The sequence below is a fragment of the Microcystis sp. M165S2 genome, assembly GCF_020245885.1.
Taxonomy (GTDB): domain Bacteria; phylum Cyanobacteriota; class Cyanobacteriia; order Cyanobacteriales; family Microcystaceae; genus Microcystis.
In genome coordinates, this window is the sequence record NZ_JADBTZ010000126.1 from 1 (window position 1) to 12080 (window position 12080).

Sequence of the window (12080 nt, forward strand, 5' to 3'; positions counted from 1 at the left end):
GATTACTACAGTGCCGACTACAGTAATCGCACGACTGGGTTAACCATGACCTATGACCCGACAACGGGTAATGGCACAATCACCATTGGTAGCGAAGTTGATACACTCATTTCCATTGAAAGTTTTATCGATAATAATTATGACGGTCAATTTACAGGCACAGCTTTTGATGATGTGATTGTTGGTACTTCTGCCAATGACCAATCCTCTTATGGTGGTCTGTTTGGTGGGGATGGTAACGACACCATCTCAGGTGGTGCTGGTGATGACAAACTCTATGGTCAGGAAGATAATGATGTCCTGAATGGTGAGCTTGGTAATGATGCTCTTTATGGGGGTAATGGTAATGACACACTACAAGGAACAAATAACGGTACAGGAGAACAAGATTATCTAGAAGGGGGAACAGGAAGCGACCTCTTCATCCTTGCAGATACGACAAAGACCTTCTATGATGATGGTAATGCAACTAATGCAGGTACTAACGACTATGCGAGAATTGCCGACTTTAACACTACTGATGATATAATTCAACTACAAGGTTCAAGTAGTGACTATCTGTTAACGGTTTCTGGTTCTAATACTAATCTCTACATCAATAAACCCGGAAGCGAACCAGATGAACTCATTGCTGTTATCAATAATCAAACAGCATTAAGTCTAACTGCTAGTTATTTTAGCTATGTTGCTAGTCCGACTCTTCCCAGTATTACTCTTGCTGTTGCTCCCAGTAGTGTTACTGAAGATGGGACAGCTAATCTGGTTTATACCTTCACCCGTTCTGGTGTAACAACAAATGCTTTAACCGTCAATTACACCCTCGGAGGGACAGCTACTCTCAATACCGATTACACTCGTACAGGGACTACCAATACTGTCACCTTCGCAGCTAATTCAGCGACTGCGACTGTAATAGTTGACCCCACTGCTGACACAACTGTTGAAAGTAACGAAACTGTTGCTTTAACTCTCGCAACCGGGACAGGTTATACAGTAGGTACTCCTAATACAGTTACGGGAACAATTACCAATGATGATACCAGTGTTACTCTTGCGGTTTCTCCCAGTAGTGTGACAGAAGATGGGACAGCTAACTTAGTCTATACCTTCACCCGTTCTGGTGTAACAACAAATGCTTTAACCGTCAATTACACCATCGGTGGGACAGCGACTCTCAATACCGACTACACTCGTACAGGGACTACCAATACAGTCACCTTCGCAGCCGGTTCATCCACTGCGACTGTAACAGTTGACCCCACTGCTGATACAACAGTTGAAAGTAACGAAACCGTCGCTTTAACCCTCGCGACCGGGACTGGTTATACAGTAGGTACGACCACCGCAGTCACAGGGACAATTACCAATGATGATACCAGTGTTACTCTTGCGGTTTCTCCCAGTAGTGTGACAGAAGACGGGACAACTAATCTGGGTTACACCTTCACTCGTTCTGGTGTAACAACCAATGCTTTAACTGTTAACTACACCCTCGGAGGGACAGCTACTCTCAATACCGACTACACTCGTACAGGGACTACCAATACAGTCACCTTCGCAGCTGGTTCATCCACTGCGACTGTAATAGTTGACCCTACTGCTGATACTACAGTTGAACCCAACGAAACTGTTATTTTAACCGTTGCTGCGGGGACAGGTTATACCGTAGGTACTCCTAACGCAGCTACGGGGACAATTACCGATGATGATAGCACTGTCACCTCGCAACTCTCCATCAACGACATCACCGTGGTGGAGGGTCAAAATAATAATGCAATCCTCACTGTTACTGTCAATAACCCCAATCCACAACAAATTACTGTCAACTATACCACTGCACCCATTGATGCTACCGCCAATGTAGATTACACTAGCCAGACAGGAACCCTCACCATTGCACCTAATACTTCCACCGCTAGTATTAGCATTCCCATCCTCAATGATAATCTCAATGAACCTGATGAAGTCTTTACCGTAACCCTGTCAAATCCGGTTAATGCTACCATCAATCCCGACGAAGCAATTGGACAAGTAATTATTACTGACACCCTACAAAGCAGCATTACTAGAACCTTACCCAATAATGTCGAAAACCTCAGACTAATTGGCACTAATAATATTAACGGTACAGGTAACGCTGGTGACAATAAAATTACCGGAAATAGCGGTAACAATATCCTCGCTGGTGCTAATGGTAACGATATTTACTGCTTCAATGCTTCAACCCCATTAGGAAGCGATACCATCCAAGAAACTACCACCGGCGGTATCGATACCCTCGACTTTACTGGGACAAATACCGCAGTACGAGTTAACTTAGGGATTACCACTGTCCAAACCGCCGTTACCAATAATCTAAAATTGACTTTTTCGGCAAATAACACCATCGAAAATATTATTGGCGATAGCGGTAATGACCGGCTAACCGGGAATAGCCTTAATAATACTCTAACTGGTGGTGGTGGCAACGATCAATTAACCGGTCAAGACGGAAACGATAGTTTAATTGGTGGTTCCGGCGATGATTTACTCACCGGGGGTAATGGTAGCGATAACTTTATCTTCAACAGTAGTAATTTAGGCATCGATGCCATCAGCGATTTCACCCCAGGCAGTGATAAAATAGTATTAAGTAAAGCCATCTTTACCGCCTTACAAAGTAGCATTGGCAATGGCTTCAGTCAACCGGCTGAATTTGCCAGCGTCGATGACGATGATTTAGCCGCCACTAGCAGCGCTTTTATCGTTTACAGTACCGGCAGTGGCAGTATCTACTACAATCAAAATGGTAGTGCTGCTGGCTTAGGAAGTGGTGCTGAATTTGCCAATTTGTTGACTGTTCCTACCCTGATGGCGGCTGATTTTGCACTGATAAATTAACCGAGCCACACAGCCACCAATTTTACCAATAAAATTGGTGGCTACTGCTAATTCTCTCGCAGAATTTAAGCAGTCTTTGACAAGAATCCAATATCGTAATTCATGAACCAAACAACCGCCAATTATGATGAACCCTGGAAAGAAGCATTAAGCGAATATTTTGAAGCGTTTTTAGGCTTCTTTTTTCCGGAAGTTCACCAATTAATTGATTGGACAAAACTTCCCGAATCCCTAGAAAAAGAACTAAAAAGGATTACCGCTTCAGCAAAGACAAAAAAACGTTTCGCTGACAAACTCTATAAAGTTTGGTTACTCAGTGGTGAAGAAGTCTGGATTTTGATTCATATTGAAATTCAAAGTCAATACGAAGAAAATTTCCCTCAGAGGATGTATATTTATAACTATCGTGCCTTTGATTTGTATCAGAAACCAGTTATCAGTCTCGCTATCTTAGGAGATGAACGAGTAAATTGGCGACCAGATTCCTATAATTATACTATCGCCGGCTGTGAATTGACTCTGAAATTCCCAACAGTTAAATTACTGGACTATGAGGAAAGATGGACGGAACTAGAAGCAAGTAGCAATCCATTTGCTACAATAGTGATGGCACACCTGAAAACGAAAGCGACTACTGGGAAGCTGCCACAACGGGAACAGTGGAAGTGGAAGTTAATCAGGGGATTATATGAAAAGGAGTTTGAGAGAGAACAGATAATTAAACTGTTTGAAATCATCGACAATATGATGACTTTATCTACTGAATTACAGTCAAGCTTAGAGAGTAAAATCAAACAATTTGAGGAGGAAAGAACCATGCCTTTAATAAGTAATATGGAGTTACGAGGGATAGAACGGGGTAAGGAAATAGGTAAGGAAATAGGTAAGGAAATAGGTAAGGAAATAGGTAAGGAAATTGGAGCATTACAAAAAAGCCGTGATGCCATAAAAACAGTTTTAACTGTGCGTTTTGGACAGATTTCTTCAGAAATTGAAGATATGATTGACAAAATCACTAACCCTACTATCTTAGAAGAGCTACTAAAATTAGCAGCTACTGCTAATTCTCTCGCAGAATTTAAGCAGTCTTTGACAAGAATCCAATAAGAACATCTTACCCTAGAACGATGCAGTGCCCATCAATTAACTTGAACCTCTTATCCAGAAGCGGATAACAATTAAAACTATCCCCCTAATTGATGAACCAAACAACCGCCAATTATGATGAACCCTGGAAAGAAGCATTAACCGAATATTTTGAAGCGTTTTTAGGCTTCTTTTTTCCAGAAGTTCACCAATTAATTGATTGGACAAAAATTCCTGAATCCCTAGAAAAAGAACTAAAAAGGATTACCGCTTCAGCAAAGACAAAAAAACGTTTCGCTGACAAACTCTATTCAGTTATCAGTTACCAGTTATCAGTTATCAGTGACTAATTGGAAGCAAGTAGCAATCCATTTGCTATAATAGTGATGGCACACCTGAAAACAAAAGCGACTACTGGGAAGCTGCCACAACGGGAACAGTGGAAGTGGAAGTTAATCAGGGGATTATATGAAAAGGAGTTTGAGAGGGAACAGATAATTAAACTGTTTGAAATCATCGACAATATGATGACTTTATCCACTGAATTACAGTCAAGCTTAGAGAGTAAAATTAAACAATTTGAGGAGGAAAGAACCATGCCTTTAATAAGTAATATGGAGTTACGAGGAATAGAACGAGGTGAGGAAATTGGTAAGGAAATTGGTAAGGAAATTGGGAAGGAAATTGGAGCGTTAGAAAATGCTCGTGATTATATTAAAATGGTTTTAAAAACGCGATTGGGTGACATTCCAATAGAAATTGAGCAAGCTGTTGATAAAATTTCCGTATTATCGATTTTAGACGAGTTACTGAAATCGGCACTAACCGTTAATTCTTTTGACGAGTTGCGGCAATTTTTTGAACAATGGTCTCAATAATTTTCTCGATTAAATGAACTAAACAGAGGAAAGATGGTCAGAACTAGAAGCAAGTAGCAATCCCTTTTGCTATAATCGTGATGGCACAGATGAAAACGAGGACAAGTAATTATTGCTGACACCTGACAAAGCGCAATTAATCGAACCTTACCCAATAATGTCGAAAACCTCAAACTAATTGGGACTAATAATATTAATGGTACATTGGCGATTCAGGCGATGATTTATTCACTGGTGGTAATGGTAGCGATAATTTTATCTTCAACAGTAGCAATTTGGGAATCGAGGCGATCAGCGATTTCATTCCGGGCAGTGATAAAATAGTATTAAGTAAAGCCATCTTTACCGCCTGACAAAAAGATGAAGTATGCTTGGATTTGACATCATCTCTGGAAGACTAGCTACCGTTCGCTGTTCCCTGTTCTCCAAAACCAGAGACTTCGTACCTCACCATTAGGATAACTGCTGTAACTGAAATAACCGACTAATGAAAAAGATGATATTGACTTTACTATTAGCTTGGCTTTTAGTTGCTAACATGAATAGCCAAGGGGTTTTAGCAGTGACGATCGATTTTCAATGGTTGGGAAATCAAGGCTATACAGCTAAAGGTTCTTTTAGTTATGATGCAAAAACGGCCCCGACTATCTTTTCGGAAAAAGGTTCGGGAAAAATGCGAGTTTTAGAAAATTTTCAAGTATCTTTTTATGATAACAGTGGTCAAGAGATCGCTAAATACGATAATGTCAGCGAGGGAATCTCCTCGGCTAATTATTTTCAGTTTAATTTTAATACCAAAATCGGTCAAGTTTTCGGCTCGATCGATCTGGGGGGTGAAGGGATGGGGGAAATCTATCTTCAAGGGGTGGTTAACGATAATTTGGCACTCTTGCGGGTGGAGTCGGTAGATCTGGTCATGGATGAGGATGATTCACCAGAAATTATCACTCAGTTTTGACTAAATTGATCGGGAAAATAGGGATTATCCTAGCCTAATTTTTCCGCTAATTCTAACCAGCGATCGGTTAAATTATCAATTTTTTGACTCAATTGAGCTAATTCTTCGGTAAGGTCGGTTATTTTAGTAAAATCTTCTAGGGGTTCTCCATAAAGTACCTGTTCAATTTCAGTTTTTTTTGCTTCTAAAATTGGTATTTGTTTTTCGATATCTTCGTATTCTTTTTTCTCTTTAAAAGAGATTTTTTTATTGACGGGTGACGGAGAAGCTTTAACAGTTTTTGGGGTGACTTTTTTTTCTTTTGGTTCCTCCTCCTCTTTTTTCTGATCGAGATAAAGGGAATAATTGCCTGGATATTGACGGATATTACCCCCCGTTTCAAAGGAAAAAATAGTATCAACTACTCGATCGAGAAAATAGCGATCATGGGAAACAACAATCACACAACCGTTAAAGTCCTCTAAATATTCTTCTAAAATTGCTAAAGTCTGCACATCGAGATCATTGGTGGGTTCATCTAGGATTAAAACATTAGGCGCACTCATCAAAACTCGTAGTAAAAATAACCGTCGTCTTTCTCCTCCAGAAAGTTTATAAATTGGTGCATACTGTTGATCGGGAGGAAAGAGAAATTTTTCTAACATCTGGGAAGCGGTAATCACGCTGCCGTCTAGGGTTTTGACTAATTCGGCCACACTTTTCAGATATTCGATCACTCTTTGATTTTCATTGATATTGAGATCATCGGATTGTTGATCAAAGTAACCAATATGAATAGTGGAACCGATGTCAACTGTGCCTGAATCGGGGAGAATTTTCCCGGTAATAATATCCATGAGAGTAGATTTTCCTACCCCATTACTGCCAATAATACCGATGCGATCTTCGGGAGTAAAAATATAGGTAAAATCTTTAATTAAAGTGCGATCTCCGTAAGCTTTCGAGATATTTTCTAGTTCAATAACTTTTTTGCCGATGCGTCTTCCTGCGGTGGCAATATCGACTTTTCCCTCCACCTGTTTAAATTCCTTATTACCCATTGCCTGAATGCGATCGATGCGCGCTTTTTGTTTGGTACTGCGCGCTTTTGGTCCCCGGGATAACCATTCTAATTCCCGTCGTAAAACTCCCGCGTGTTTGCGTTGACTACTGGCGATCGATTCTTCCGCTAAAGCTTTTTTTTCTAGATAATAGGCATAATTACCGGCATAAGTAGATAAGTCTCCCCGATCGATTTCAATGATGCGATTAGTCACTCGATCGAGAAAATAGCGATCATGAGTAATTAATAATAATCCTCCCCGAAAACGGGACAAATAACTCTGTAACCACTCCACGGAAAGCGCGTCTAAATGGTTTGTGGGTTCATCCATCAATAAACAGTCAGGATCGGCTAAAAGTGCGGTAGCGATGGCGATTCTTTTGCGATATCCCCCCGATAAATCCCCCACGCGAGCATTAAAGGTATCGATACCCAGTTTACTTAAAATAACTTTAGCATTGGTTTCTAAATCCCAGGCCGCAAGTTTATCAATTTGTTGCGAAACCCTTGACAAACGTTCCATAATAGTATCCAGATTTTCTGGCTCATGGACAAGGCGATCGGACAATTCCTCGTATTCCTTGATTAAAGTCATACTTTCGCCACTATCGGCGAAAACCTGCTCTAAAACCGTTTTATCATCGTCTAGATCGGGTTGCTGGGGTAAATAGACGATTTTCATCCCGGAATTGATTTGAATTTCGCCACCATCGATCGCTTCCAATCCGGCGATCATTTTCAATAGGGTCGATTTTCCCGATCCATTCGTACCGATCAGGCCGACTTTATCGCGATCATCGAGACTAAAACTCGCATCTTTGAGAATTTCCTTGATACCGAAGTCTTTTTTGAGCGATCGAACCGTCAGCAGTGTCATGATTTGTGGGAATAATCCTTCTTTTCTAGTGTAATGTCTGGACTAATGCAAAGGATAGATTAAGCAGGTTCTGCTGAAAAAGTTTTTCCCGGGAGAAAAAAACCTGTCCCTAATGCCGATGTTAACCAGAAAAGGGACAGATTGGCTCAATTGCATGAGATTATTTTCAAGGGCCAGAGGGCATCAGGAATTACATCATACCCATGCCGCCCATGCCACCCATGCCACCCATGCCGCCCATGCCGCCCATGCCGCCCATATCGGGGGCTGCGGCTTCTTTAACGGGTTTTTCGACCACGAGGGCTTCCGTAGTTAAGACCATACCGGCGATGGAAGCGGCGTTTTGAACAGCTGACCGCACCACTTTAGCTGGATCGATAATTCCGGCGGCGATTAAATCTTCGTACTTGCCGGTGAGGACATTGTAACCGATGCTAAAAGCGGTATCGCGCACACCTTCCACGATCACATCGCCTTCCACACCGGCGTTGTTGGCTAACTGACGCAGGGGGGCTTCTAGGGCTTTGGCGACGATATCGGCGGCGACTTTTTCCTCATCGTTAGTGAGAGAAGCTTTGAAAGCCTTCACCTTAGAAGCCAGATGAATCAAGGTTGTACCACCGCCCGGGACGATACCTTCTGCCACGGCGGCTTTGGTGGCATTGAGGGCATCTTCGATGCGGAGTTTGCGATCCTTGAGTTCGGTTTCTGTGGCTGCCCCGACTTTAATGACGGCCACACCGCCGGCTAATTTAGCGATGCGTTCCTGTAATTTTTCCTTATCGAATTCAGAATCGGTTTCTTCTAGCTGTTTTTTCAGTTGGGCGAGACGTTTCTGCACATCGGCTTTATTGCGGCTGTCCCCGGAGGCGACAATAATTGTATTGTCTTTTTCTAGGGTGATTTTTGCCGCTTGCCCTAGCAGATCGAGGCTAACCGTGTCAAGACTTAAGCCCACTTCTTCGGAAATCAGACGACCGCCGGTGAGAATGGCGATATCTTGTAAAACCGCCTTGCGACGTTCCCCGAAACTGGGGGCTTTGATAGCGACGACATTTAAGACACCCCGGGCCTTGTTGACCACGAGAGTGGCTAAGGCTTCGCCGTCCACATCTTCGGCGATAATTAATAGGGGACGACCTTGACGAGCAACGGCTTCGAGGACGGGGACTAATTCAGCGATCGCACTGATTTTTTTATCGGTAATCAGGATCAGGGGGTTGTCGTACTCGACGATCTGTCTTTCTTGATCGGTGATGAAATAGGGAGAGATATAACCGCGATCGATCTGCATCCCTTCCACCACTTCTAATTCCGTGGTTAGGGATTTCGATTCTTCCACGGTGATTACGCCATCGGTGGTGACTTTTTCCATGGCGGCGGCGATCATTTTTCCCACTTCTTCGTCGTTGCCGGAAGAAACGGTGGCCACTTGAGCGATCGCATCTCCAGCGATCGGTTTAGCGACGGCGGCGATTTCCTCGACCAGATAGGCGATAGTTTTGTCTAGTCCGCGTCTTAAGGCGACGGGATTGGCCCCGGCGGTAACGTTTTTCAGACCTTCTTTAATTAAAGCCTGGGCGATGATGGTGGCGGTGGTGGTGCCATCTCCCGCTAAATCTTTGGTTTTTGAGGCTACTTCTTGAATTAATCTCGCTCCGGTGTTTTCGAGGGGATCGGACAATTCGATTTCTTTGGCGACGGTGATGCCGTCATTAACGATCTGGGGGGCGCCGTATTTCTTTTCTAACAAGACATTGCGTCCTTTCGGACCGAGGGTGATTTTTACTGCGTCGGCCAAGGCGTTGACACCTTTTTCTAGGGCGCGACGGGATTCATCTTTGAAGGCAATGATTTTGGACATAGTATCGCTGTTGTGATAGGACTCCTTATAGTTAATTTAGCACTCTTAGGGCTTGAGTGCTAACCCCGGCGTGCGGTTATTGAGGAGATAACGATGTTGAGGAGATAGGGTGTTATGTCCCTACGGCAGACTGAATTGAGTTAAAAAAATAAAAATTTATCAAGATTTATTAATAATTGCGGAAAATCAATGATAACTATTGTAGCATCGGGAAGCTAACAGAATTTTAGCCCATTTTCGCCTTTTTTTAGGAGAAGACAACCATGATTAATCTGAATCCTGCTATCGAACAAAAAATTAATGAATTTATTCTGAAAGTTAAATTACCTCACCAAAAAGAAGCCAAAAATATCACTAAAGAGACTCAGAATTTAAGAGATGAACTTATTCAAAAACTAGGTGAATTAACTTTTTCAGATTCTTTACCTAGCAGAGAAGAATTAGAAAAACAAATAATAGCCCATACAGTTCAGCTTGTGGAGACAATCAACCTTTTATCTACTGGCAAAATTTCAGAAACTCCTCTTGATACTTTAAGCCAAGAAACTGATAGTTTAGTTGCAACAATTACGAGTCTATTCGATACTAATGCTAACGTTCCAAACTTGCCAAAACTTAAGGAAAAACTAACTGCTTGGCAAAGCAAAGTTAAAGATACTTTGGTTAAATTTTCTGCCACTGTGGAATTACAACAGAAAAATGAGTCTTTGATTGCTAAACTGGAGGATAACTTAGACAAATATAGTTCAATTCCTGAAGTAGATGAACCCTTTGAAAAGTTAATTAAGGAATTTAAAGATAATTTTGCACAACTACAAGAAGCAAGTGTTTTATTTAAAAACTTAGACGATTTAATCAATGAAATTAAAGCTAGAGATGAGGGGATAAAACTAAACCAAAGAATTGACATTTTGCTGGAAAAAACCAAAGAACAAGTAGCGGGATTCCCTCCAGAATTGGATCGGGAGGTACAGGGAGAACTAGCCAAATTAATTAAAATACTAGGGATAGCGCAGGTAGAACTCATGAACATTTCAAAACCTTGTGATATCATGCAAGTAAAGGTGGTGGTAGATGCTGGAGAAATTGCGATTAAATCTTTAACAGATCAACCTAATATTAGGTTGGCACAAAAATTACGCTATGCTGCGAAAACGGGATTAAGAAAAATTCAGAACGGTTCTAGGTTTATTTTTGCAAACTTCAGAGATAATCTTTTCCATTCTTTCAGAATACCTACAAAAGTTTTAATTGGATTAGCGTTGGCTTTCCCTGTAAATTGGTTTATTATGAAATTCTCTCCAGTGAACGAGTTACTTTCCTTACCTCCAGTCATAAAAAAATCTAGTAGCCAAAGTACTCAGGGAGAAGGTAGCCAAAATACTCAGGGAGAAGGTAGCCAAAATACTCAGGGAGAAGGTAGCCAAAATACTCAGGGAAAAAATAGCTCAAATCCCAAGGACGGAGTAATAACAATACCTCCAGTCATAAAATCTAGTAGCCAAAATACTCAGGGAGAAGGTAGCCAAAATACTCAGGGAAAAAATAGCCAAAATACTCAGAGAAAAAATAGCTCAAATCGCGAGGACGGAGTAATAACAATTATACGTTTGATGTGGATAACAGGCACTTTAGGGGGAGGAGTTAGTCTTCTAGCTCGTTTGCAAGACTTTGATAATCCCAAAAATCAAAAATATGACGATGACTTCTTGCCATTTGCAATTGGTTTAACCAAACCCATTTTAGGGGGAAGTTTCGCTTTCTTTATTCTGCTAATTCTTAACTCTAACATTTTTCCCATAGAAATTCGGCCTAGCACTAAAGGTACGGGTGATGACACCTATTTATATGGACTTTTGGCAATGGCTTTTGTGGCTGGATTTAGCGAACGTCTTGTTCCCGATTTAATTAGTCAAGTAGAGAAAAAAGTGACTGTAGAGGCTAGTTCCACTGGACAGGGACTACCTCGAGCGATTTTGATTGATCCGCCTAGCGCAGATTTAGCATTAAACGGGGAGAAAGAATTTACCATTAATCCCGTTGGTAAATACACCATCACAATCTCGCCGCCAGAAAGCGGTAAAATTGATAAAAATACCACTGATGCCAAATTTACCTACACTGCACCTGCACAAGGAAAGGCTGGGGATAAAATTACTATTACTGCCACTTCTGATTCTGGACAAACTGCCAAGGCTACGGTCACTTTAACTGCATAAAAAAGACCGAGAGAGCCTTCTAGTTTGACAAAAAAGGATAAGTAGGTAGGTGTTAAAAGTTGTCAGACACCCCCCTTATTAAGTAGGGCAGGGGGGATCCCCCCGCCTATCGGCACCCCCCTTAATAAGGGGGGCAGGTAGGGCTGTTTCATTCTCCCATCAGAATATCAAAAGTAAAAGCGATCACTGTCAGGTAAAATGAGAAGTGACCGGCAATTTTTAAAATATATGTTGAGCTTAATAGAAAAACTGAAACAAGTCAAGGACTTTCGGAAA

The 12080-nt window shown here is 41.7% G+C and carries 8 protein-coding genes and 1 pseudogene; 7 read left to right on the plus strand and 2 right to left on the minus strand.

The genetic code is table 11. The features are described from left to right. The 6 genes and pseudogenes from IM479_RS06630 to IM479_RS06650 form a co-directional block, all read left to right on the plus strand. Positions 1 to 2880 (plus strand): beta strand repeat-containing protein (locus IM479_RS06630; RefSeq protein WP_287684797.1); only part of this gene is annotated, 2880 nt, incomplete at its 5' end. 102 nt (positions 2881 to 2982) lie between these two features. Continuing rightward, positions 2983 to 3987 (plus strand): RpnC/YadD family protein, encoded by a 1005-nt coding sequence (locus tag IM479_RS06635; protein WP_287684798.1) that lies wholly within the window; start codon positions 2983 to 2985, stop codon positions 3985 to 3987. Between the two features lie 92 nt (positions 3988 to 4079). Then, on the plus strand, positions 4080 to 4316 hold the full coding sequence (locus tag IM479_RS06640; RefSeq protein WP_287684799.1) for a hypothetical protein: 237 nt from the start codon (positions 4080 to 4082) through the stop codon (positions 4314 to 4316). Beyond that, a complete protein-coding gene (locus IM479_RS06645) occupies positions 4317 to 4844 on the plus strand; it encodes a hypothetical protein (protein ID WP_287684800.1) in 528 nt (175 codons plus the stop codon). A 99-nt stretch (positions 4845 to 4943) separates the two neighbouring features. Then, positions 4944 to 5173, plus strand: a pseudogene (locus IM479_RS23000) (hypothetical protein); the annotation flags it as partial. 158 nt (positions 5174 to 5331) lie between these two features. Further along, a complete protein-coding gene (locus tag IM479_RS06650; protein WP_287684801.1) occupies positions 5332 to 5802 on the plus strand; it encodes a hypothetical protein in 471 nt (156 codons plus the stop codon). Between the two features lie 29 nt (positions 5803 to 5831). Here the strand turns inward: IM479_RS06650 and IM479_RS06655 are convergent, their stop codons facing one another. Together IM479_RS06655 and groL are read right to left on the minus strand one after the other, a co-directional pair. After that, positions 5832 to 7721 carry an ABC-F family ATP-binding cassette domain-containing protein gene (locus tag IM479_RS06655; protein WP_287684802.1) on the minus strand — a complete coding sequence of 630 codons (1890 nt, stop codon included), beginning with the start codon at positions 7719 to 7721 and terminating at the stop codon, positions 5832 to 5834. Between the two features lie 190 nt (positions 7722 to 7911). Further along, positions 7912 to 9585, minus strand: coding sequence for a chaperonin GroEL (groL, locus tag IM479_RS06660; protein ID WP_286824929.1), 1674 nt, complete (start codon positions 9583 to 9585; stop codon positions 7912 to 7914). A 263-nt stretch (positions 9586 to 9848) separates the two neighbouring features. On the opposite strand from groL, the gene IM479_RS06665 reads away from it, so the two are divergent. Then, positions 9849 to 11804 (plus strand): ATP-binding protein, encoded by a 1956-nt coding sequence (locus IM479_RS06665; protein ID WP_287684803.1) that lies wholly within the window; start codon positions 9849 to 9851, stop codon positions 11802 to 11804. The last annotated feature ends 276 nt before the right edge of the window (positions 11805 to 12080 follow it).

Excerpts from the sequence above, each read along its gene's own strand:
- IM479_RS06640 (WP_287684799.1), top strand. The coding sequence starts at position 4,080 with ATGAACCAAACAACCGCCAATTATGATGAACCCTGGAAAGAAGCATTA.
- IM479_RS06650 (WP_287684801.1), top strand. The coding sequence starts at position 5,332 with ATGAAAAAGATGATATTGACTTTACTATTAGCTTGGCTTTTAGTTGCT.
- IM479_RS06665 (WP_287684803.1), top strand. The coding sequence starts at position 9,849 with ATGATTAATCTGAATCCTGCTATCGAACAAAAAATTAATGAATTTATT.
- IM479_RS06635 (WP_287684798.1), top strand. The coding sequence starts at position 2,983 with ATGAACCAAACAACCGCCAATTATGATGAACCCTGGAAAGAAGCATTA.
- groL (WP_286824929.1), bottom strand. The coding sequence starts at position 9,585 with ATGTCCAAAATCATTGCCTTCAAAGATGAATCCCGTCGCGCCCTAGAA.
- IM479_RS06655 (WP_287684802.1), bottom strand. The coding sequence starts at position 7,721 with ATGACACTGCTGACGGTTCGATCGCTCAAAAAAGACTTCGGTATCAAG.